19 protein-coding genes are annotated in these 21,657 nt (G+C 69.3%); 18 read left to right on the top strand and 1 reads right to left on the bottom strand.

Going from position 1 to position 21,657, the window contains the following annotated elements; genetic code table 11:
• Positions 1–194 precede the first annotated feature (194 nt).
• From lepB (OEIGOIKO_RS11875) to OEIGOIKO_RS11820, 11 genes are all read left to right on the top strand, one after another.
• Positions 195–959, top strand: coding sequence for a signal peptidase I (lepB, locus tag OEIGOIKO_RS11875; RefSeq protein WP_125058651.1), 765 nt, complete (start codon positions 195–197; stop codon positions 957–959).
• On the top strand, positions 952–2,199 hold the full coding sequence (gene lepB, locus OEIGOIKO_RS11870; protein WP_371858911.1) for a signal peptidase I: 1,248 nt from the start codon (positions 952–954) through the stop codon (positions 2,197–2,199). Before lepB (OEIGOIKO_RS11875) ends, lepB (OEIGOIKO_RS11870) begins: the two co-directional genes overlap by 8 nt.
• Positions 2,141–3,145, top strand: a complete 1,005-nt coding sequence (gene lepB, locus OEIGOIKO_RS11865) for a signal peptidase I (protein ID WP_125058650.1) — start codon at positions 2,141–2,143, stop codon at positions 3,143–3,145. Before lepB (OEIGOIKO_RS11870) ends, lepB (OEIGOIKO_RS11865) begins: the two co-directional genes overlap by 59 nt.
• Before the next feature lie 207 nt (positions 3,146–3,352).
• Positions 3,353–4,081, top strand: coding sequence for a signal peptidase I (lepB, locus tag OEIGOIKO_RS11860; protein WP_125054010.1), 729 nt, complete (start codon positions 3,353–3,355; stop codon positions 4,079–4,081).
• A gap of 31 nt (positions 4,082–4,112) precedes the next feature.
• Positions 4,113–4,643 carry an NUDIX hydrolase gene (locus OEIGOIKO_RS11855; protein ID WP_174857296.1) on the top strand — a complete coding sequence of 177 codons (531 nt, stop codon included), beginning with the start codon at positions 4,113–4,115 and terminating at the stop codon, positions 4,641–4,643.
• A gap of 38 nt (positions 4,644–4,681) precedes the next feature.
• Positions 4,682–4,990 carry a DUF2469 domain-containing protein gene (locus OEIGOIKO_RS11850; RefSeq protein ID WP_003980220.1) on the top strand — a complete coding sequence of 103 codons (309 nt, stop codon included), beginning with the start codon at positions 4,682–4,684 and terminating at the stop codon, positions 4,988–4,990.
• A gap of 458 nt (positions 4,991–5,448) precedes the next feature.
• Entirely contained in the window at positions 5,449–5,817 is a 369-nt protein-coding gene (locus OEIGOIKO_RS11845; protein WP_125058648.1) for a YraN family protein, read from the top strand.
• Between the two features lies 1 nt (position 5,818).
• The gene (locus OEIGOIKO_RS11840) at positions 5,819–7,438 is read left to right on the top strand and encodes a YifB family Mg chelatase-like AAA ATPase (protein ID WP_125054009.1); all 1,620 of its coding nucleotides are present in this window, start codon (positions 5,819–5,821) and stop codon (positions 7,436–7,438) included.
• A gap of 710 nt (positions 7,439–8,148) precedes the next feature.
• Positions 8,149–9,312, top strand: coding sequence for a DNA-processing protein DprA (dprA, locus tag OEIGOIKO_RS11835; protein ID WP_125054008.1), 1,164 nt, complete (start codon positions 8,149–8,151; stop codon positions 9,310–9,312).
• Positions 9,313–9,677: 365 nt separating this feature from the next.
• The gene (gene whiG / locus OEIGOIKO_RS11830; protein WP_125054007.1) at positions 9,678–10,514 is read left to right on the top strand and encodes an RNA polymerase sigma factor WhiG; all 837 of its coding nucleotides are present in this window, start codon (positions 9,678–9,680) and stop codon (positions 10,512–10,514) included.
• Positions 10,515–12,051: 1,537 nt separating this feature from the next.
• Positions 12,052–12,591, top strand: a complete 540-nt coding sequence (locus OEIGOIKO_RS11820) for a TetR/AcrR family transcriptional regulator (RefSeq protein ID WP_125058647.1) — start codon at positions 12,052–12,054, stop codon at positions 12,589–12,591.
• On the opposite strand, the gene OEIGOIKO_RS11815 is transcribed toward OEIGOIKO_RS11820, so the two are convergent.
• A complete protein-coding gene (locus tag OEIGOIKO_RS11815) occupies positions 12,545–13,684 on the bottom strand; it encodes a M23 family metallopeptidase (protein ID WP_125054005.1) in 1,140 nt (379 codons plus the stop codon). The two genes, OEIGOIKO_RS11820 and OEIGOIKO_RS11815, sit on opposite strands and share 47 nt — an antisense overlap.
• A 702-nt stretch (positions 13,685–14,386) precedes the next feature.
• On the opposite strand from OEIGOIKO_RS11815, the gene rpsB reads away from it, so the two are divergent.
• From rpsB to OEIGOIKO_RS11780, 7 genes are all read left to right on the top strand, one after another.
• Complete coding sequence (gene rpsB / locus OEIGOIKO_RS11810) at positions 14,387–15,283, top strand: 30S ribosomal protein S2 (RefSeq protein ID WP_031008901.1); 897 nt, start codon at positions 14,387–14,389, stop codon at positions 15,281–15,283.
• A 109-nt stretch (positions 15,284–15,392) separates the two neighbouring features.
• Positions 15,393–16,229 carry a translation elongation factor Ts gene (tsf, locus tag OEIGOIKO_RS11805; RefSeq protein WP_031008899.1) on the top strand — a complete coding sequence of 279 codons (837 nt, stop codon included), beginning with the start codon at positions 15,393–15,395 and terminating at the stop codon, positions 16,227–16,229.
• 176 nt (positions 16,230–16,405) lie between these two features.
• Positions 16,406–17,179, top strand: a complete 774-nt coding sequence (gene pyrH, locus OEIGOIKO_RS11800; RefSeq protein WP_030017377.1) for a UMP kinase — start codon at positions 16,406–16,408, stop codon at positions 17,177–17,179.
• 174 nt (positions 17,180–17,353) lie between these two features.
• A complete protein-coding gene (frr, locus tag OEIGOIKO_RS11795; RefSeq protein WP_030674083.1) occupies positions 17,354–17,911 on the top strand; it encodes a ribosome recycling factor in 558 nt (185 codons plus the stop codon).
• Positions 17,911–19,050, top strand: coding sequence for a phosphatidate cytidylyltransferase (locus OEIGOIKO_RS11790; RefSeq protein WP_125054004.1), 1,140 nt, complete (start codon positions 17,911–17,913; stop codon positions 19,048–19,050). Before frr ends, OEIGOIKO_RS11790 begins: the two co-directional genes overlap by 1 nt.
• 125 nt (positions 19,051–19,175) lie before the next feature.
• Positions 19,176–20,282 carry a dual-specificity RNA methyltransferase RlmN gene (rlmN, locus tag OEIGOIKO_RS11785; RefSeq protein ID WP_125054003.1) on the top strand — a complete coding sequence of 369 codons (1,107 nt, stop codon included), beginning with the start codon at positions 19,176–19,178 and terminating at the stop codon, positions 20,280–20,282.
• Between the two features lie 261 nt (positions 20,283–20,543).
• Complete coding sequence (locus OEIGOIKO_RS11780; RefSeq protein WP_125054002.1) at positions 20,544–21,626, top strand: thiamine ABC transporter substrate-binding protein; 1,083 nt, start codon at positions 20,544–20,546, stop codon at positions 21,624–21,626.
• Positions 21,627–21,657: the final 31 nt, after the last annotated feature.

The following is a 21,657-nucleotide window of genomic DNA, read 5'->3' as shown; positions in this document are numbered from 1 at the left end:
GGGGTGCAGGGCCCTCGGGGCGTACGCAGGGGACCGCTGGGCCGGACGTTCGGCCGGACGGGTCCAGGAGCGCGCGAGGCCGGTCTGAAGGGGATGCCGACGCGGAGGGGCGGTCGCAGAGGGACACGGACTCGCGGGAGCGGCCGGATCAGGCCACCGGACCGCGTGATCGGAACGCGCCGTCCCAGGAGGCGCTGCCTCAGGACGCGCCGCTCCAGGAGCCCCAGAAAGGGGAACCGCGACGGCGCCGGTCCCGGATCCGGCGGTTCGGGTCCTGGCTGGGAGCAGGTGTGTCCGCCCTGTGGCACCGGCCCGTTCTGCTGCTCGCGGCCTGCGTGGCCTTCGTCCTGCTGCTGAGCGCCTTTGTCGTACAGCCCTTCCTGATCCCCAGCTCCTCCATGGAGAACACCCTGCGGATCGGTGACCGGGTGCTGGTCAACAAGCTGGCGTACCGCTTCGGCGGCGAACCGCGCCGGGGCGACGTGATCGTCTTCGACGGCACCGGTTCGTTTCTGCAGAGCGAACCCGGCGAGAACCCGGTGACCGGACTGATCAGGGGGACGGGCGCGGCGCTGGGGCTGGCCGAGCCCGCGGCCACCGACTACATCAAGCGCGTGATCGGCGTCGGCGGGGACCGGGTGACCTGCTGCGACAAACGGGGGCGGATCAAGGTGAACGGCGAGCCGGTGGACGAGGACTACCTGTTCCCGGGGGACGCACCGTCCTCCGACGCGTTCGACATCGTGGTGCCGGAGGGAAAGCTGTGGGTCATGGGAGACCACCGCGGCAGATCACGTGACTCACGGGACCACCTCGGCGAACCAGGAGGCGGCACCGTTCCGGTCGGCAAGGTGATCGGCCGAGCCGACTGGATCGGCTGGCCGGTGGGCCACTGGACGGCCCTGCACCGCCCGCACGCCTTCGACGGCATACCGGGCGCGGCAGGCAGCCATGGGTAACCGGGGGCGGCCCAGGCACGGGCATCAGGGGGCGGCGAGCGCGGACGAATCGGACGGGGAAGAGGCATACGGGGGCGGCTCGCCCGGGTCCGCTTCGTTCAGGCCCGAGTACGGAACCGACGGAACCGATTACGGAACCGGCCGCAGCTCAGACTTCGAGACCGGCTACAGGGCTGACTCGTACGCGGGGCACGCCGGCAGCCCGTACGAAAGCGCAGGTCACGGGGATGGGTTGTACGGCGAAGGAGCCGGGGCCGGCGGCGGCGCGCGCGTCAGCACACGAACGACCAGACCCGCCACTGGAGGGCGCGCCGCACGACGGCGACAGGCGCGCCGCATCAAACGGCGCAGGCGTCGCTCCTACCTCAAAGAGATACCGATCCTCATCGGGGTGGCCCTGGCCATCGCGCTGGTGCTCAAGACGTTCCTCGTCCAGGCCTTCGTGATCCCCTCCGGCTCCATGGAACAGACCATCCGGATCGGCGACCGGGTCCTGGTCGACAAGCTCACCCCCTGGTTCGGCTCGGAACCCGAGCGCGGTGACGTGGTCGTCTTCAAGGACCCCGGGGGCTGGCTGAAGGATGAGCAGGTCACCTCCGCCGACGATCCGGTCGTGGTCAAGCAGATCAAGGAGTTCATGACCTTCATCGGTCTGCTCCCGTCGGCCGACGAGCAGGATCTGATCAAGCGAGTGGTGGGCGTCGGGGGCGACACCGTCAAGTGCTGCGACAAGCAAGGGCATGTCACGGTCAACGGAACCCCCTTGAATGAGCCGTACATACATCCGGGCGATTCGCCCTCGGAATTCAAATTCGAGGTCAAGGTTCCGGCCGGCCGGATCTTCGTGATGGGCGACCACCGCTCCAATTCGGCGGACTCGCGGTATCACCTGGACGAGCCGTACCGTGGGACGATCTCGGTGGACAACGTGGTCGGCCGGGCCGTGGTCATCGCCTGGCCGGTGGGACACTGGCGCCGCCTGGAGGAGCCCGACACCTATGCGACCGTGCGCGACGCGCCGGGCGCGAGGGCGACGGCAGGGCAGGCTCCGCATAGTCTGTCCTCCGACGGTTTGTCCGAACTCCCGACCCCTGCGGAACTCCCGCTCGTTATGGGAGTGGTGGGCCTGCACCGGCTACGGGGCAGGCAGTGGCGTGGAGTAAGGAGTGGATGTGGGGGACTTGGCGGTCGGCGCGCGGTCCGGAACCGAAGAGCCCGAAGAGCCGGCGGGGAACGGTGAGTCCGTACAGCCCGCCGCGTCCGGAGCGCCGGGAGGACCGGCGGACCCGGCACGGGCGACGGGTCCGGGACAGTCGGCCGGCCCCGGTCGGCCGACGGGCCCGGGAGTGCCGTTGGACAAGGAACAGCCGGTGGACGAGGAGGAGAGCGGCAGCGTGAAGAAGGGCAAGAAGCCGCGTGCCTTCTGGAAAGAGCTGCCGATCCTCATCGGAATCGCGCTGATCCTCGCGCTGATCATCAAGACGTTCCTGGTGCAGGCGTTCTCCATCCCGTCCGACTCGATGCAGGACACCCTGCAGCGCGGCGACCGGGTGCTCGTGGACAAGCTCACCCCCTGGTTCGGCTCCGAACCGGAACGTGGCGAGGTTGTCGTCTTCCACGATCCGGGCGGCTGGCTGAACGAGGTGCCCACCCCCGAGCCCAACGCGATCCAGCAGGTCCTCAGCTTCATCGGCCTGATGCCGTCGGCCGAGGAGAAGGACCTGATCAAGCGGGTCATCGCAGTCGGCGGGGACACCGTGGAGTGCCAGGGCACCGGCCCGGTCAAGGTCAACGGCACGGCCCTGAAGGAGGACTCGTACCTCTACCCGGGCAACACGCCGTGCGGCGACAAGCCGTTCGGGCCGATCAAGGTGCCGAAGGACAGCATCTGGGTCATGGGTGACCATCGCCAGGACTCCCTCGACTCGCGCTACCACACGAACCTCAAGGGCAACGGCACGGTCGAGACCAAGCAGGTCGTGGGGCGCGCCTTCACGATCGCCTGGCCGATCAACCGCTGGTCGTGGCTGTCGGTGCCGGACACCTTCGACCAGCCCGCGCTGAACAAGGCCATGGCGGCGACGCCGGCGGCGCTCGGTCTCGCGGGCGCGGTGCCGATCGTGCTGTGGCGGCGCCGCAGGCGGACCGCACGGGCGGCGCAGCCGGTGGAGCGGGCGTCCGACTGAGCGGGTGACCGCGCCGGGCCGTGCGCGAGGTGTGCGGCCCGACGCCGAATGCTCTCTCGGTGAACGTCGTAGCGTGGCGTGCGTCCACCGTGGGGCTGTCCCGGCTCATGATGCCGACCCTCATGGTGCTGACTGGGGAACGTACCCCCGGGTAGGGTGCCGTCCCAGATCTTCGACGCGGGTCGTTCGCGGGGCGGGAGCGCTGGGATGAGCAGCAGCAAGGCAGGTACGGGCGACGGCCGCGGCCGGACGACGGGCAGTGTGCTGTCCGGTCTGGTCGTGGCCGTCGGCTGTGTGCTGTTCCTGGGCGGCTTCGTATGGGGGGCACTGACCTACCGTCCCTACACGGTGCCGACCGACTCGATGGCTCCGACGATCGGGGTGGGGGACCGGGTGCTGGCCGAGCGGGTGGACGGCTCCGAGGTGCGGCGCGGGGACGTCGTGGTCTTCCGGGACGCGGTGTGGGGCGATGTGCCGATGATCAAGCGGGTCGTCGGAGTGGGCGGCGACACGGTCGCCTGCTGCAGCAAGGACGGCCGGCTGACGATCAACGGCAAGCCCGTCGAAGAACCGTATCTGCACGCCACGGGCCCGGCCTCACCGACCGGCTTCAGCTCGAAGGTGCCGGTGGGCCAGCTTTTCCTCCTGGGAGATCACCGCAACGACTCCCTGGATTCCCGCACACACCTCAAGGACGCCGACCACGGCTCCGTGTCACGCAAGGCCGTGGACGCGCGGGTGGACGCCAGGGCGTGGCCGGTCGGCAGCATGGGCGTGGTGGAACGGCCGGAGAGCTTCGCGGCGATGCCCGGGGGCACCTCGCAGCCCGGGCCGGTACGCGTCATCGTTGTCGCGATAGTCGTCGGAGCGGTGATGATCCTGGGTGGAGCGGCGTACGGGCCGCTGGCGCGATGGGGGAGGCGCAGGAATGGCTGACGTGACGGGCTCTGATGCGATGGGTGATGACATGGCGTATGAGACCCCTGAGGTGTCTGAGACGGTCGGGAAGCTGCCGGTGGAGGTGCGCCAGGTCTCACGGGTGGTGCTGCTCGACGGGGACGACCGGGTCCTGTTGCTGAACGGCTACGAACCCAGCGATCCGGCCCGTACCTGGTTGTTCACGCCGGGCGGCGGTCTGGAGGGCGAGGAGACCCGCGAGGAGGCCGCACGCAGGGAGCTGGCTGAAGAGACGGGCATCACCGACGTACGGCTCGGGCCGCTGCTGTGGAAGCGGCGCTGCGCCTTTCCCTTCGACGGCAGGCGCTGGGAACAGGACGAGTGGTACTACCTGGCTCGTACCGACCGGACTGCAACCGAGATGTCGGGGCAGACAGATCTTGAGCGGCGCAGCGTGTCGGGACTGAGGTGGTGGACTTTGGAAGATCTTTCCGCGTCGCATGAGACGGTGTATCCGACGGGATTCGTCGAGCTGCTGCGCAGGCTGCTCGACGAAGGGCCCCCTGACGCGCCGGTGCTGCTGGCTACCGAGAGCGTCTGACGCACAATAGGGGGACGCACGGCTGAAGGGGATCTGCCATGAGCGCCGAGGACCTCGAAAAGTACGAGACCGAGATGGAGCTGAAGCTCTACCGGGAGTACCGCGATGTCGTCGGGCTGTTCAAGTATGTGATCGAGACCGAGCGTCGCTTCTACCTCACGAACGACTACGAGATGCAGGTGCACTCCGTGCAGGGTGAGGTCTTCTTCGAGGTCTCGATGGCTGATGCGTGGGTCTGGGACATGTACCGGCCGGCTCGTTTCGTGAAGCAGGTACGCGTGTTGACGTTCAAGGACGTGAACATCGAGGAGCTGAACAAGAGCGACCTGGACCTTCCGGGGAGCTGAGACGCCGCCGAGCCGGTCGAGACGGGCGCGCGCCGAGCTCGGCGCGGGTTCTACGGGGCTCGGAGAGGCTGGGGCTTCACCGGGCCGAGTGACGGAGTTGTCCACAACCGCTCGGTAGTCCACCAAGATCCAACAGCTCGTGGCTGAAGCGTCACAGTCGGTGCCGGAGGTGGTGCCGAGTGAACGCCACGAACGAGAAGAATCACCGACCAGACCGGTGTGAGTCGGACCCGCAGGAGCATCCGCGTGGTTCGTCACCCCTGGGGGAGACGCCGCGAGGACTGAGCGGCGCACCGCGGGAGTCATGCGGTGGCGCACCGCGAGTCCGGAGCGGCCGGACGGTGACAAGCTGCGGAGACGGCCCACCCGGTTCCCGTACCGTCGCCCGGGCCGCCTCCCGACGCTCCCGCCCCCGCCGCTTCCGACATCCCGTCGGACCGGCCGCCGCTCCCTACGACCTGCCCGTCACCAGCGCACGCCGAGCGCTCGGACGTTACGGGGAAGACCTGGCCGCACGCCACCTGACCACGGTCGGCATGCGCATCCTGGACCGCAACTGGCGATGCCAGGACGGCGAGGTCGACATCGTGGCAGCCGACGGTGACGCCCTGGTGCTCTGCGAGGTCAAGGCCCGCCGTGCGGGCTCGTACGAACACCCCATGGCAGCCGTACGACCGGAGAAGGCCGCCCGCCTTCTGCGCCTGGCGGAGCGCTGGCTGGAGGAGCATGGCGGCCCGCCGCCCGGCGGAGTGCGCATCGACGTGGTCGGAGTGCTGCTGCCGTCGCGCGGTGCACCGCTTCTGGAGCATGTGCGGGGAGTGACCTGACATGGGATTCGCCCGTACGTGCTCGGTAGCGCTGGTCGGCGTCGAAGGCGTGGTCGTGGAGGTCCAGGCGGACCTGGAGCCGGGGGTGGCGGCCTTCGCGCTCGTCGGACTGCCGGACAAGAGCTTGATCGAATCGCGGGACAGGGTACGGGCCGCCGTCGTGAACTCCGGCGGTGAATGGCCGCAGAAGAAGCTCACCGTCGGCCTCAGCCCGGCTTCCGTGCCCAAGGGCGGCAGCGGATTCGACCTCGCCGTGGCCTGCGCGGTGCTCGGCGCGGCGGAGCGGATCGATCCGCGTGAGCTGTCCGACCTCGTCATGATCGGCGAGCTGGGACTGGACGGCCGTGTCCGACCGGTGCGCGGAGTCCTTCCGGCCGTCCTGGCGGCGGCCGACGCCGGATACCGCCAGGTGGTCGTACCGGAGAAGACCGTGGCCGAGGCATCGCTCGTCCCGGGGGTCTCCGTTCTCGGCGTACGCAGCCTCAGGCAACTGATCGCGGTGCTCACCGACGAGCCGGTGCCGGAAGAGGAGGAAGACAACGCGACCGCCGAAGGGCGCCCGGATTCGCTGCTGGCGGGGCTGACCGTACCCGGTACCGGACTGGGAGCGGAGCGTATGGGCGGCGACCGGCTGCCCGACCTGTCGGATGTCGCCGGACAGTACAGCGCACGAAGAGCCCTGGAGGTGGCGGCAGCCGGACGCCACCACATCTTCTTCCTAGGCCCTCCGGGAGCTGGGAAAACTCTCCTGGCCGAACGCCTGCCCGGGTTGCTTCCCCGCCTTTCGCCCAAGGAGTCCTTGGAGGTGACGGCGGTGCATTCGGTGGCCGGCGCCTTGCCGCCGGGGCAGCCACTGGTGGATCGCCCGCCGTACTGCGCGCCTCACCACAGCGCGACGATGGCCTCGCTGGTGGGTGGCGGCAGTGGCCTTCCGCGTCCGGGAGCCGTGTCGCTGGCACATCACGGTGTTCTTTTCATCGACGAAGCAGCCGAATGCAACGCCCGCGTGCTGGACGCTTTACGACAGCCGCTGGAGTCGGGGTACGTCGTGGTCGCACGGGCCGCCGGAATGATGCGTATGCCGGCGAAGTTCCTGCTGGCCCTGGCCGCCAACCCCTGTCCTTGTGGGCGCCACGGCACACTCGGAGGCGGCTGTGAATGCCGCCCGTCCACCATCCGGCGCTACCGTGCCCGGCTGTCGGGTCCGCTGATGGACCGGGTCGACCTACGGGTGGCGGTGGAGCCCGTCGCACGTTCCGAACTGCTCTCGCTCGCCCAGAGCGCCGAAACCACTGCCGAAGTGGCCGAACGAGTACGAGCCGCCCGCGACCGCGCGGCAGCCCGGCTCGCGGACACGCCATGGAGTACCAACAGCGAGGTCCCGGGCCACGAATTGCGTACCCGCTGGCACGTCGCCCCGGGCGCGATGGCACAGGCAGAACACGACCTCGAAACCGGCCTCCTGACGGCCCGCGGCATGGACCGCGTACTCCGGGTCGCCTGGACCTCAGCCGACCTCGCGGGCCACGACCGCCCGACGGCCGAGGATATCAACTGGGCCTTGGAACTCCGCACGGGCATCAGGCGGGGGGTGCCTTTGGCGGCGGCGGGGGTGAGGTGAGCGAGGGGAGATGGTGGTCCCCCTCGGCCGGGCCGTTGGGCCGGTCGGCTGCCCTGGCGGTAGGCGTCTCATGGCGCTGCCGGTGCGGAGCTGTCGATGTGGCGCTGCCGGTGGCGCTGTCGGTGTGGTGACGCGGGTGCCGCTGCTGCGTTGGGAGCGGCGAGCGATGCGTATGGGAGGCGTTGCGCGGCGGGGTGGTTGTGGTGTTGCGACGACGGGGTGGTTGGTGGTCCGGTGGCTGACGGTCGCCCGATGCCCGATGCCCGATGCCCGACGTCCGTCGTTTGCCGACCGGCGACCGGCGACCGGCGACTGACGGCCGACGACAGTCGAGGGGGAGGAGGGGGCGGGGGCGGGGCGGGGGAAGGCGAGGGGGAGCAAGCCGTATGAGCACAGTTCGGCCCGAAACGAACGGGTTCCGACCAGGCACCTAACCACGTCTCGGGCCCAGCCATACCTCGGGCGGGTGAGAGCCCCGGTGGCCCGAGCTTAGGGCCGAATGGATGAAGGCGGACAGCAGACGGCGAGGCCTGGCCGCGAGCGTCGGCCTGGCAAGGCGACATGTGGCGGATCAGTTACCAGGTACCACTTTCAGCTACACGGCGCTGCTCGGATGACGAGGAAGCGGTAAACGGAAAAGGAGAAGGGGAGAGGGACATGCGGGGGACCGAGGGCTGTTCTACAGCGAACGAGCGTCGGGGAGTCGGCGCATGAGTGAAGTGGGAGAGGAGGAGAGGGCGGCGCGCGCGGCATTGACGCGTATCGCTGAGCCCGGTGATGAAGCGGTGGGCCGGTGGCTGCGGCAGACGACGCCGGTGCACCTCGTACAGTCCCTGCTCGGCGAGCGGGACATGCCGTCAGGAGTGTCGGAAGAAAAGTACAAGGGTATGCGCCTGCGAGCGACACGGGCGGACGCTGACAGAGCTGCTGCAGATCTTGCCGCCGTCGCTGCACTCGGCGGCCGGTTCGTCTGCCCGGGAGACGACGAGTGGCCACAACAGTTGGACGATTTGGGAGATGGCAAACCCATCGGCCTGTGGGTGCGCGGAAGCGCGAACTTGCGCATGTGGGCCTTACGGTCAGTCGCGGTCGTCGGCGCTCGTGCCTGCACGGAGTACGGCGCTCACTTGGCGGCCACCCTCAGTGCCGGCCTGGCCGACCGTGGCTGGACGGTGGTGTCAGGAGCTGCTTACGGAGTGGATGGCGCGGCTCATCGAGGCGCCCTGGCGGCGAAAGGGGCCTCGGTCGCAGTGCTGGCTTCCGGCGTCGACTACGCCTACCCGCGGGGACATACCGAGTTGATCCATCGGCTCGCGGAACAGGGCTTGGTGATCGCGGAGTTGCCACCGGGAGACCACCCGACCCGGAGTCGATTCATCATGCGGAACCGAGTGATCGCGGCCCTCACCCGTGGCACCGTCGTCGTAGAAGCCGAACTGCGCAGCGGATCGCTGGTCACCGCCCGGCGCGCGACGGAGCTGGGCCGGTTCACCATGGGGATGCCGGGGCCGGTCACCAGCGGGCTGTCGGCGGGTGTGCACCAACTGCTGCGTGGCGAGGCCGTAGTGGTGACCGAAGCCGCCGAGGTGATCGAGCTGGTCGGCAGCATCGGTGATCTGGCTCCCGCGCAGCGTGGGCCGACCCTGGCGCGTGATCTCCTTGATCCGGTGGCGTCCCGGGTGCTCGAAGCCGTCCCCGCGCGGGGCGGTGCGGACTCGCGGCGACTGGCGCGGGACTCGGGTACGGCAGAGGAAGTCACGCAGGGCAAGCTCTTCGAGCTGCAGTCGCTGGGATTCGTTCAAAGGTGTGGAGCTGTCTGGGAGTTGGCACGGTGTCCTGCGGGCACCGTAGGGCCCCGGAGGGGCGGTGCTTGACCTGTGGCGAACGGGTGAAAAGGTGGGGGGAATGACAGTAAGGGTCGGGTTTGGTGCGTTTTTGTTTACGGAGTCCTGGCGCCGCTGGACGGCGATGAGGCGCATCGGTCGTCACTGTGGCGATCAGTGGTGAAGCCGCGTGCGGGGAGCGTGCGCCGGGCGCCCGTAACGACGCTTCCATCCCCCTGCGAGTGGAATCGGCGTCGCCTCCTGTAACCCGGGGGTGCGGGCAGCGGAACGTATCTGCGCACTCCCGGTCGACCCTTCATCGCGCATCGCGACACTGCAGTCACGCTACGCTCACGAGTAATTGAACCTCACGCACGTGTTCCCCAGTGTTTCGGCAGAACGGCTCAAGGCAACGAATGCCCCAGCACACCTCCGGGTCCGACCGCGCGGCCGCGCCCCCCGCCGCGCGCGGTAGCGTGCGCCCCGCCGCGCCCACCTCGCTGGAGGAGCTGTGGCGCGCCTACAAGATCTCGGGCGACGGGCGGCTGCGCGAGCAGCTGATCCTGCACTACTCGCCCCTGGTGAAGTACGTCGCCGGCCGCGTCAGTGTCGGCCTGCCGCCCAACGTCGAACAGGCCGACTTCGTCTCCTCCGGAGTCTTCGGGCTCATCGACGCCATCGAGAAGTTCGATCCCGAGCGGTCGATCAAGTTCGAGACGTACGCCATCACCCGCATCCGGGGCGCGATGATCGACGAACTGCGTGCCCTGGACTGGATCCCGCGGTCGGTACGGCAGAAGGCCAGGGCGGTCGAGCGGGCGTACGCCACGCTGGAGGCCCAGCTACGGCGTACCCCGACCGAGGCGGAGGTGGCCTCGGAAATGGGCATCGCCTTGGAGGAACTCCACGGGGTCTTCAGCCAACTGTCCCTGGCCAACGTCGTCGCCCTGGAGGAGCTGCTGCACGTCGGCGGCGAGGGCGGGGACCGGTTGAGCCTGATGGACACCTTGGAGGACACGGCTGCCGACAACCCGGTCGAGGTGGCCGAGGACCGCGAGCTGCGGCGGCTGCTCGCGAGGGCCATCAACACGCTTCCTGAGCGGGAGAAGACCGTCGTGACGCTCTACTACTACGAGGGCCTTACGCTCGCCGAGATCGGCAACGTCCTCGGGGTCACCGAGAGCCGGGTCAGTCAGATCCACACCAAGTCCGTACTCCAGCTCCGCGCCAAACTGGCTGACGTGGGGCGATGAGCCGGGGCTGGGTGTGGGAGCCGGCGGCCCCCATCCAGTGGGGCGTGTCCTGTCGTGTCGTAGCCGGGGCGAAGGGCTCTCTCGTTGGCGGGAGCTGGATAGAAGCTGGTCGGGGCTGGCTGGGAACAACAAACAGCCGAGGCTTGGCCGGAGGCATCGGTTCCTGTGTGTGGACCGAGGTGGCCAAGTCACTGCGTCGATGTCCTCCTTTTGCCTGGCTCTGCGCTTTGGTCTTCGTCTGGCTTTTGGCCTGTGCTTCCTCGGTTCCGAGCCCCGGGCCTTCCAGGCTCGGCGCTCGCCTTTCGCTTTGCCACCCCCGCCCCCGCCCCCGCCCCCCCCCGCCCCTCCCCCCCTCCCCCCCTGCCCACCCCACGTCCGTCTCCCTCCTCTCCGCCCCAGCCGTGCACCTCGGCTGTTCGAGCGCAGCCTGCTCTCCGGCGGCGTTCGCACCTGGAGTGCCGAATCGGAGCTCACTCCTAGGCCGCACTTAGCTCACGCCGTCCCCGGCGGCCGTCTCCTTACGCCCCGCAGCGCCCGCGTCTGACCCGCAGCGCGCGGCGTCCGCGCCTGACCGTGGCGTCCGCGTCCGCCCACCGCCGCCGTGCCTAGCCACCGCACCTGAATCCGGCATCGGCGCCGCGTCCGGCGTCGGCGTCCGCGCCTGGCCGCGCTCCCCGGGCCTAACCGCAGGGCCCATGCTTGGCCACCGCACCCGAACCCGGCTTCGGCGCCCGCCTCAGGCTTCCGCGCCCGCACCTGGCTGCCGCCCCTGGGCCTGACTGCAGGGCTCGCGCTTGACCGCCGCACCCGAACCTGGCTTCGGCGCCCGCCTCCGGCTTCCGCGTCCGCCTTAAGGCTTCTGCGTCCGCACCTGACCGTCGCGTCCGCGTCCGACCGCCGCCACCGCGCCTGGCCGCCGCACCCGAACCTGACTTCGGCGCCGCGTCCGCCTCCGGCTTCCGCGCCTGACCGCCGCACTCGACCGTGACCGACCGGGATTGGCTCGGGATCGATTCGGGAAGCCCGGGGCGCGCGCCGCCCCTGCCCTCGGTCGGCGTTCCCTGCCCGCCGCCGAGAGCCTGCAGGAGACAGCCGGCCCTGGTGAGTGCTTGACCTCTATCGCGCGCACCTGAAGTCGCTCCACGGCCATCGGCGCCAGTGCCCGCCTGCGCACCAGTACCCAGGTCGCGCGCTCGTGTCCCCGTTCCGGACGTCGCGTCGGCCTGCGCTCTCGTGCTTGCTGCCTGCTCGGCCGCGTGCGCGCGCCTTCGCAGTCGCCCTATGGCGGCTGCCCTTGTTTGTCTCCCTCCCTGGCTGAATCACTGTCCTCGGGGTCTACCCCTTCCTGACCTGCCTGCTTCCGGTGCTTCTCCGTGACGCCGGCCCGCCGCGGTCCCTCTCACCGGCCTTGTTCGGTGTCGTTCTCCCGGGTGTCGGCGTGGACACATCGTGATGCGGAGTGCCGTGTCCGGCGTGCCATCCGTAGAGTGGTGACGTGCCCAGGATTCGAGCGGCCTCTGTGGCCGAGCACCGGACGATGCAGCGTGGCGCCCTTCTGGACGCCGCCCGCACCCTGCTGTCCGAAGGCGGGACCGAGGCGTTGACCTTCCCTGCCCTCGCTGAGCGAACGGGTCTCGCGCGCTCCTCCGTCTACGAGTACTTCCGTTCCCGCGCGGCTGTCGTCGAAGAGCTCTGCGCCGTCGACTTCCCCGTATGGGCGGCTGAGGTCGAGGCGGCGATGGAGCGGGTCGAGACACCCGAGGCCAAGATCGAGGCGTATGTGCGGCAACAGCTCGCGTTGGTCGGCGACCGCCGTCACCGGGCCGTCGTCGCGATCTCGGCAGGTGAGCTGGACGCCGGCGCGCGGGAGAAGATCCGTGCCGCGCACGGTGGACTGATCGCGATGATCGTGGAGGCCTTGGCCGGTCTCGGTCACGAGCAGCCGCGTCTCGCCGCCATGCTGCTTCAGGGGGTCGTCGACGCCGCTGTCCGCCGCATCGAGCTCGGGGCCGCGGAAGAGCCGACGCAGATCACGGAGGCTGCGGTCGCCATGGTCCTGGGTGGAGTAAGAGGCTGATCGGTCGACCGGTCCTCCCTTCATGAGGTGGGGTGTGGGGATGGTGGTGTGGGGTGTGGGGACCGGCGCTGTCGCACGGGTGAGCGCGAAGACCGAGTAAGGCTGGTCGGCGGGTTTCGCTTCCGCGTGCGGCCTGTATCGGGGGACCTCGTACGTCGGAGTTGACGCGAGCGTGGGGGATCGCGGCGCCCTGGGGCGCCGCTCGGCTCGGCTCGGGCACGTTGATGACCGGGAGGAGCCGCGAAGGGCCGGGGTTCAGCATTGATGCGGGGAGCAGGGACAGCGGGTCCAGGTAGGTCTTGTCGCGGAGCAGGCCCCAGTGCAGGCATGGGGTGGAGCAGTGGAACGGGCCCGGGCCGAGCTTGGCAACTGTCTGGCCTGCGGTGACGTCGTCACCCTTCCGGACGGTCGGGTGGACCGGTCCGTACGTGGTGCGTAGTGGCGGGCGGCCGGACCCTGAGACTTCGATCGACAGGACACCTCGGCCCGCCACCTTGCCGGCGAAGAGCACGCGTCCAGGGGCGGCGGCCCGTACCGTCGCGTCCTCGGCCGCGAGGAGGTCCACCCCCCGATGGCCGGGCGCCCAGGGGGCGGGTGGGGGCTCCCAGCCGCGCGCGACGGTGGGCCGCGCGCCGGCCGCGCCAGTGACAGGCCAAGCTCGCTCGCCGGCAGTCGGCCGTGCGGGGCGGTTACGGTCAGCGGCGATCGGGTGGGTAGGTGGCGGGCGGTGTTCCGGTAATCCCGCAGGCTCCTTGGGGGCGGGGGGAACGGCATGGGCGAATGCCACTCCAGCTGTGGTGGCCCCAGGCGTGGTGGCCCCAGCTGTGGTGGCCCCAGGCGTGGCGGCTCCGGCCGACAGTACGGCCGATGCGGTGCCCGCTGCGCACAGGGCCAGGAGGCGGGTGGCTGGGGGAGCGGTGCGCCGGGCGTACGCCACCCGTCTGGAGCTGGAGTCGATGGGGGCCGGCGAGTGGCTGGGACCAGGCGGGACCCATGGGGGACGCGTGCCGGTAGTGGGCACGGTGGGTACGGCTTGCGCCGGTTGTCGGGTGACTGCGGCGCGTACGGCCTCGAAAACGGTTCGTTGTCGCATGTCACGACGGTGCCTCGATCGGCCGCAGCTTGGGGATCTTGAGCTGGATCGGTGGACTACCGACGGGTTGTGTGCAACTTCGTCACCCGTGCGATACCTCGGGCCCTGCCCGGAGCGCGCCCCCGTCTCCGGAGCGCGCCCCCCGCCTGAGGACACCCCCCAAGGCGCCAAAGCTCAGCTCTAGGCAGGCATCAGGGGCGCGCCAGGGAGGGGGCGCATCACATCAGGAGTCCGTAAAGCGAAAAGCCGGGGACCGGGGACCGGGAGATCAGGAGACCGGGAGGCCGTAAAGCCGTGAAGCCGTAGCGCCCGAAGAGCCGGGTAGGCCCGTAGCCCGCCCCTCCCACCTCGCCCCCGCCTGCCTCCCCACCCCGCCCCCGACCGCCCCTCCCGCCTCGCTCTCGCCTGCCTCCCCATCCCACCCCCCGACCACATCCCCACCCACCCCCACCCCCTGGCCGAAAGGAGCGTGTCGCCCGTCCCTTCGGCGGTCCCGTACACTTCTTGTGGCGATCCGGGTCACCGGGTCGACTTCGCACGCCCCGCCACCAGCGCAACATTCCCCATTCGGGCAGCACGGTGGACGCGCCCCTCGGTCCTCGGAAGGCCCCGCAAGGTTCCTTCCCCGGCAGAGCGCGCCGGGGCGTCAGGCACCGCGGCCGCCCGGCCGCAGTGGAACCGAGTAACACGAGGAGTACGGCCATGGCCGTCGTCACGATGCGGGAGCTGCTGGAGAGCGGCGTCCACTTCGGGCACCAGACCCGCCGTTGGAACCCGAAGATGAAGCGCTTCATCTTCACGGAGCGCAACGGCATCTACATCATCGACCTGCTCCAGTCGCTGTCGTACATCGACCGCGCCTACGAGTTCGTCAAGGAGACCGTCGCCCACGGCGGCTCGGTGATGTTCGTCGGCACCAAGAAGCAGGCCCAGGAGGCCATTGCCGAGCAGGCGACCCGCGTGGGCATGCCCTACGTGAACCAGCGCTGGCTCGGCGGCATGCTGACCAACTTCTCGACCGTCTACAAGCGCCTGCAGCGCCTGAAGGAGCTCGAGCAGATCGACTTCGAGGATGTGGCCGCCTCCGGCCTCACCAAGAAGGAGCTGCTGGTTCTCTCCCGCGAGAAGGCCAAGCTGGAGAAGACCCTCGGCGGTATCCGCGAGATGCAGAAGGTGCCCAGCGCCGTCTGGATCGTGGACACCAAGAAGGAGCACATCGCCGTCGGCGAGGCGCGCAAGCTCAACATCCCGGTCGTGGCGATCCTCGACACGAACTGCGACCCGGACGAGGTCGACTACAAGATCCCGGGTAACGACGACGCGATCCGCTCCGTCACCCTGCTCACCCGCGTGATCGCCGACGCCGTCGCCGAGGGCCTCATCGCCCGCTCCGGCGTCGCCACCGGCGACCAGAAGCCGGGCGAGAAGGCCGGCGAGCCGCTCGCCGAGTGGGAGCGCGACCTGCTCGAGGGCGAGAAGAAGGCCGACGACGCCAAGGCCGACGAGGCCAAGGCCGAGGACAAGCCCGCCGAGGCCCCGGCCGCCGAGGCCCCCGCCGCCGAGGCCGAGAAGCCGGCCGCGGACGCCGAGCAGGCCTGACGCCGCACCATCGGTTGACGACGGCGGGGGAGGGCGCCACGAGCGCCGCCCCCGCCGTCCACCCGTAGATCTTTCGACTGTCGAGATTTCGAGAAGAGATTCACAGACCATGGCGAACTACACCGCCGCGGACGTCAAGAAGCTCCGTGAGCTGACCGGCGCCGGCATGATGGACTGCAAGAAGGCCCTGGACGAGGCCGAGGGCAGCGTCGACAAGGCCGTGGAGATCCTCCGCGTCAAGGGCCAGAAGGGCGTCGCCAAGCGCGAGAGCCGTTCGGCCGAGAACGGCGCCGTCGTCTCCCTCATCTCCGAGGACAAGACCTCCGGTGTCCTGCTCGAGCTGAAGTGCGAGACGGACTTCGTCGCCAAGGGCGAGAAGTTCCTGGCCGTCGCCAACGCGCTCGCCGCGCACGTCGCCGCCACCTCCCCGGCCGACCTGGAGACGCTGCTCGCCTCCGAGATCGAGGCCGGCAAGACCGTCCAGGCGTACGTCGACGAGGCCAACGCCACGCTCGGCGAGAAGATCGTCCTGGACCGCTTCGCGCAGTTCTCCGGCGGCTACGTGGCCGCTTACATGCACCGCACCATGCCCGACCTCCCGCCGCAGGTCGGCGTCCTGGTCGAGCTGGACAAGGAGAACGCCGAGACCGCCAAGGACGTCGCGCAGCACATCGCCGCGTTCGCGCCGAAGTACCTCACCCGTGAGGACGTTCCGGCCGACGTCGTCGAGAACGAGCGTCGCGTCGCCGAGGCCACCTCTCGTGAGGAGGGCAAGCCCGAGGCCGCCCTCCCGAAGATCGTCGAGGGTCGCGTCAACGGCTTCTTCAAGGAGAACACGCTGCTCGCGCAGCCCTTCGCGAAGGACAACAAGAAGTCCGTCGAGAAGGTCCTGAACGAGGCCGGTGTCTCGCTGAAGCGCTTCGCGCGCATCCGCGTCGGCGCCTGAGCCAAGCCGTGGGCCTTGTCGCCAAGGCCAGCGAATGACCTGCGGCCCCGCTAGGGTCGTACGCAGTCGGCCGCATACCGGCCGGCCGCAGATGTGACGAGGAGGCCATTGCCGTACAGGGATCTGCACCAGACCCCCGGCAATGGCCTTCTTCGTATGTGCACGAGGAGAGCGTGATGAATCAGGGTGCCGACGGCGCGGACACAGCCCACAAAGCCGACAGTGACGGGAAGGGACGCTTCCTGCTGAAGCTGTCGGGCGAAGCGTTCGCCGGCGGCGGCGGACTGGGTGTCGACCCCGATGTCGTGCACGCCATCGCCCGCGAGATCGCAGCCGTGGTCCGCGACGGTTACGAGATCGCCATCGTGATCGGCGGCGGCAACTTCTTCCGCGGCGCCGAACTGCAGCAGCGCGGCATGGACCGCGCCCGCTCGGACTACATGGGCATGCTCGGTACGGTCATGAACTGCCTGGCCCTCCAGGACTTCCTGGAGAAGGAGGGCATCGACTGCCGCGTGCAGACCGCCATCACCATGGGGCAGGTCGCGGAGCCGTACATTCCGCTGCGCGCCGTCCGCCACATGGAGAAGGGCCGCGTGGTCATCTTCGGGGCGGGCATGGGCATGCCGTACTTCTCCACCGACACCACCGCGGCGCAGCGCGCCCTGGAGGTCGGCGCCGAGGCCATGCTGATGGGCAAGAACGGGGTGGACGGGGTCTACGACGCCGACCCCAAGAAGTTCCCGGACGCGGTGAAGTTCGACGCTCTGGAGTACGGCGAGGTCATCACCCGCGACCTCAAGGTCGCCGACGCCACCGCCATCACGCTCTGCCGTGACAACAAGCTTCCGATCCTCGTCTTCGAGCTGCTCGCCGAGGGCAACATCGCGCGTGCGGTGAAGGGTGAGAAGATCGGCACGCTCGTCAGCGATCAGGGCACCCGGGCCTGACGGCCCCAACTGCCGTAGTGCCGTACGGGCAGGGCTCCGTACGGGCGGCAACCCCGGACCGTGGATGACCTCGGCACGGGGATGGACAATGGCCTGCCGGTCGGACACCGTGCAGGAGAAGACGCGCGGCAGGGGCGAGGCTCTGCTTCTTACCGAAAAGACCAGGAGCAAGTGGTGATCGAAGAGATCCTCCTCGAGGCCGAGGAGAAGATGGAGAAGGCCGTCGTGGTCGCCAAGGAGGACTTCGCCGCGATTCGCACCGGGCGTGCGCACCCGGCGATGTTCAACAAGATCGTGGCGGACTACTACGGTGCCATGACGCCGATCAACCAGCTGGCGTCGTTCTCGGTTCCCGAACCGCGGATGGCCGTGGTGACCCCGTTCGACAAGAGCGCGCTGCGCAACATCGAGCAGGCCATCCGGGACTCCGACCTGGGCGTCAACCCGAGCAACGACGGCAACATCATTCGTGTGAACTTCCCGGAGCTCACCGAGGAGCGCCGCCGGGAGTTCATCAAGGTCGCCAAGAACAAGGCCGAGGACTCAAAGATCTCGATCCGCAGCATCCGGCGCAAGGCCAAGGAAAACCTCGACAAGCTCGTCAAGGACAAGGAGTCCGGCGAGGACGAGGTGCGCCGGGCGGAGAAGGAGCTCGACGACACCACCGCGAAGTACGTCGCGCAGGTGGACGAGCTCCTCAAGCACAAGGAATCCGAGCTCCTCGAGGTCTGATGAACGAGTCATCCTGGGGGGCCCCGCCTGGCGTCGGCCGAGCCGGTCAATGGGGACCACCCGACCAGGGACCCGTCGGTACGGCGGGTCCCGCGCACGACTGGGGCGCGGCGGCGCAGACTCGCCCCATGCCCATCGTGCCCGACACAGGCGGACACCAGGACGACGACCGGAATCCTCTGGACGACGACCGGGACCACCGGGACGACCTGGGGGCCGCTCGGCCGAGCGGCCCCCTGTTCCGCGACGAACAGCCGCAGGAGCCCATGCCCACCTCCATGCCGGGGCCCGACAGCTCACCGCAACCCCCCAAGCCGCAGAAGAAGAGCGCGGGACGCAACCTCCGGGCCGCCATAGGGGTCGGCGTCGGCCTCGGCGCGGTCATCCTCTTCTCGCTCTTCGTCTACAAGCCGCTGTTCGTGGGCGTGATAGTCATCGCGGTGGTCGTGGGCCTGTGGGAACTGACCTCACGGCTGGCGGAGCGCAAGGACATCAAGGTGCCCCTGGTGCCGCTCGCGCTCGGCGGTACGGCGATGGTGGTCGCCGGCTACGTACGCGGCGCCGAGGGCGCGTGGGTGGCGATGGCGCTCACCGCGCTCGCCGCCCTCGTGTGGCGCATGACGGAGGCCCCCGAGAACTACCTCAGGGACGTCACGGCAGGCGTCTTCGCGGCGTTCTACGTGCCGTTCCTGGCGACGTTCGTGGCGATGATGCTGGCCGCCGACGACGGACCGCAGCGCGTCCTGACGTTCCTGCTGCTGACCGTCGTCAGCGACACGGGCGCGTACGCGGTCGGCTGGCGCTTCGGCAAGAACAAGCTCGCCCCGCGCATCAGCCCCGGCAAGACCCGCGAGGGCCTGTTCGGCGCGGTGCTGTTCGCCATGGTCGCGGGCGCGCTGTGCATGGAGCTGATCATCACCGACGGCGCCTGGTGGCAGGGCCTGCTCCTGGGCATCGCCGTCGCGGCCAGCGCGACCCTCGGCGACCTCGGCGAGTCCATGATCAAGCGGGACCTCGGCATCAAGGACATGGGCACCCTGCTGCCCGGCCACGGCGGCATCATGGACCGTCTGGACTCCCTCCTGCCGACCGCCCCGATCGTCTGGCTGCTGTACGTGGTCTTCGTCGGCTCGGGCTGACCTGCGGGTTTCCGTACGTGGTCGTAGGGCCCGCCACTCCGTGTGGCGGGCCCTACGCACATCGAGAACGCCCTCGGACCGCGTCGGCGATCGTCACTTCGTACGTCTGCGACACTGGAAGAACCATGCCTAAGCCCGGAGAACTCACTTTCGTCGCGCCGCGTGGGGCCAAGAAGCCCCCGCGGCACCTTGCCGATCTCACCCCCGCCGAGCGGCGCGAAGCCGTGGCCGCGGCCGGTGAGAAGCCGTTCCGTGCCAAGCAGCTGTCGCAGCACTACTTCGCGCGGTACGCGCACGACCCGGCGGAGTGGACGGACATCCCGGCCGCGGCGCGGGAGAAGCTGGCGTCGGAGCTGCTGCCCGAGCTGATGAGTGTGGTGCGGCACATCTCGTGCGACGACGACACCACCCGCAAGACGCTGTGGAAGCTGCACGACGGGACGCTCGTGGAGTCCGTCCTGATGCGCTACCCGGACCGGGTGACGATGTGCATCTCGTCGCAGGCCGGGTGCGGCATGAACTGTCCGTTCTGCGCGACGGGGCAGGCCGGGCTGGACCGGAACCTCTCCACCGCCGAGATCGTTCATCAGATCGTCGACGGTATGCGTGCGCTGCGTGACGGTGAGGTGCCGGGCGGGCCGGCCCGGCTGTCCAACATCGTCTTCATGGGGATGGGCGAGCCGCTGGCGAACTACAAGCGGGTCGTGGGCGCGATCCGGCGGCTGACCGACCCCGAGCCCGACGGGGTGGGCCTGTCCCAGCGGGGCATCACGGTGTCCACGGTCGGTCTGGTCCCGGCGATGCTGCGGTTCGCGGACGAGGGCCTGAAGTGCCGGCTCGCGGTGTCGTTGCACGCGCCGGACGACGAGCTGCGCGACACGCTCGTACCGGTCAACACGCGCTGGAAGGTGCGTGAGGTGCTGGACGCCGCCTGGGAGTACGCGGAGAAGTCCGGGCGGCGGATCTCGATCGAGTACGCGCTGATCCGGGACATCAACGACCAGGCCTGGCGGGGTGACCTGCTGGGGCGGCTGCTCAAGGGTAAGCGCGTCCATGTCAACCTCATTCCGCTGAACCCGACGCCCGGCTCGAAGTGGACCGCGTCCCGTCCCGAGGACGAGAAGGCGTTCGTCGAGGCCATCGCAGCGCACGGCGTGCCGGTGACCGTCCGCGACACGCGCGGGCAGGAGATCGACGGCGCCTGCGGGCAGCTCGCCGCCTCGGAGCGCTGACCGCCCGCTGGTACCGTGTGATCGAACAAATGCACATTCCGACAGGGGAGCGCCACAGCGCTGAGAGTGCGGCAGTGTCACGGATCCAGGCCGGAAGGACCTGGCGTCACGGACACCGAGGTGCCGCAGACCCTTGAACCTCGCCCGGGTCATTCCGGGTAGGAAGTTCGGTCGTCACTCATGCTGTTGCGCCCCGTCCGGCCTTCTTCGCGAAGCGCCGGGCGGGGCCGCGTCTCTTCCTGGCCAGCCAGGAGGAATTCAGTGAGCACCACCAGAAGGATCACCGTCACGGCGCTGGCCGTCGCGGCCGGCATGACGGCGCTCGCCGCGTGCGGCTCGGGCGGCAGCGGCAGCGGCGGCAAGGATCCGAAGACCGTCACGCTGGTCAGTCATGACTCCTTCAACGTCTCGAAGTCCGTACTGGCGGAGTTCACCGAGCAGACCGGCTACAAGGTCGACGTGCTCAAGGGCGGGGACGCGGGCAAGGCCGTCAACCAGGCGATCCTGTCCAAGGGCAACCCGCAGGGTGATGTCTTCTTCGGTATCGACAACACCCTGCTGTCGCGCGGGCTGAAGGAAGGGATCTTCAGCCCGTACCAGGCCAAGGGGCTGGCGAGCGTGCCCGAGGAGCTTCAGCTCGACAAGGCGGAGCACCGGGTGACGCCCGTCGACTACGGCGACACCTGCGTCAACTACGACCGGGCGTACTTCGCCGAGCACAAGATCGCGCCGCCGAAGACCTTCGACGACCTGCTCAAGCCCGAGTACAAGGGGCTGCTGGTCACCGAGAACTCCGCCACGTCGTCGCCGGGGCTCGCCTTCCAGCTCGGCACCATCGCCAAATACGGCGAATCCGGCTGGCAGGACTACTGGAAGCAGCTCAAGGCCAACGGCGTCGAGGTCGTGGACGGCTGGGAGCAGGCGTACAACGAGCGCTTCTCGGGCTCGGCGGCCGGTAAGGGCAAGGGCGACAAGCCCCTGGTGGTCTCGTACGCGTCGAGCCCGCCGGTGGAGGTGCTGGGCAAGAAGCCGGAGCCGAAGGAGGCGCCCACCGGCGTCGCGGCCGGCACCTGCTTCCGGCAGGTCGAGTTCGCGGGCCTGCTCAAGGGCGCCAAGAACGACAAGGGCGGCAAGGCGCTGCTGGACTTCCTGCTGAGCAAGAAGTTCCAGGAGGACGTGCCGCTCCAGATGTTCGTCAACCCGGCGCGTCAGGACGCGAAGGTGCCGGAGCTGTTCACCAAGTACGGCCAGAAGATCGACAAGCCGGAGACGGTGGCTCCGGAGGCGATCACCAAGAACCGCGAACAGTGGATCAAGCAGTGGTCCTCGCTCGTTCTGAAGTAACCGGCAAGGAGGGGCGGGCGCGCCGCTCACG

The organism is Streptomyces paromomycinus, assembly GCF_003865155.1.
In the GTDB taxonomy this organism is placed as follows: domain Bacteria; phylum Actinomycetota; class Actinomycetes; order Streptomycetales; family Streptomycetaceae; genus Streptomyces; species Streptomyces chrestomyceticus.
Note: the sequence above shows the minus strand (reverse complement) of the source record. Positions and strands in the feature narration are given on the sequence as shown.

Excerpts from the sequence above, each read along its gene's own strand:
- OEIGOIKO_RS11820 (WP_125058647.1), top strand. The coding sequence starts at position 12,052 with ATGCAGCGTGGCGCCCTTCTGGACGCCGCCCGCACCCTGCTGTCCGAA.
- OEIGOIKO_RS11855 (WP_174857296.1), top strand. The coding sequence starts at position 4,113 with ATGGCGTATGAGACCCCTGAGGTGTCTGAGACGGTCGGGAAGCTGCCG.
- dprA (WP_125054008.1), top strand. The coding sequence starts at position 8,149 with ATGAGTGAAGTGGGAGAGGAGGAGAGGGCGGCGCGCGCGGCATTGACG.
- OEIGOIKO_RS11790 (WP_125054004.1), top strand. The coding sequence starts at position 17,911 with ATGAACGAGTCATCCTGGGGGGCCCCGCCTGGCGTCGGCCGAGCCGGT.
- lepB (WP_125054010.1), top strand. The coding sequence starts at position 3,353 with ATGAGCAGCAGCAAGGCAGGTACGGGCGACGGCCGCGGCCGGACGACG.
- OEIGOIKO_RS11850 (WP_003980220.1), top strand. The coding sequence starts at position 4,682 with ATGAGCGCCGAGGACCTCGAAAAGTACGAGACCGAGATGGAGCTGAAG.
- OEIGOIKO_RS11840 (WP_125054009.1), top strand. The coding sequence starts at position 5,819 with ATGGGATTCGCCCGTACGTGCTCGGTAGCGCTGGTCGGCGTCGAAGGC.
- whiG (WP_125054007.1), top strand. The coding sequence starts at position 9,678 with ATGCCCCAGCACACCTCCGGGTCCGACCGCGCGGCCGCGCCCCCCGCC.
- tsf (WP_031008899.1), top strand. The coding sequence starts at position 15,393 with ATGGCGAACTACACCGCCGCGGACGTCAAGAAGCTCCGTGAGCTGACC.
- lepB (WP_371858911.1), top strand. The coding sequence starts at position 952 with ATGGGTAACCGGGGGCGGCCCAGGCACGGGCATCAGGGGGCGGCGAGC.
- OEIGOIKO_RS11815 (WP_125054005.1), bottom strand. The coding sequence starts at position 13,684 with ATGCGACAACGAACCGTTTTCGAGGCCGTACGCGCCGCAGTCACCCGA.
- rlmN (WP_125054003.1), top strand. The coding sequence starts at position 19,176 with ATGCCTAAGCCCGGAGAACTCACTTTCGTCGCGCCGCGTGGGGCCAAG.
- pyrH (WP_030017377.1), top strand. The coding sequence starts at position 16,406 with ATGAATCAGGGTGCCGACGGCGCGGACACAGCCCACAAAGCCGACAGT.
- rpsB (WP_031008901.1), top strand. The coding sequence starts at position 14,387 with ATGGCCGTCGTCACGATGCGGGAGCTGCTGGAGAGCGGCGTCCACTTC.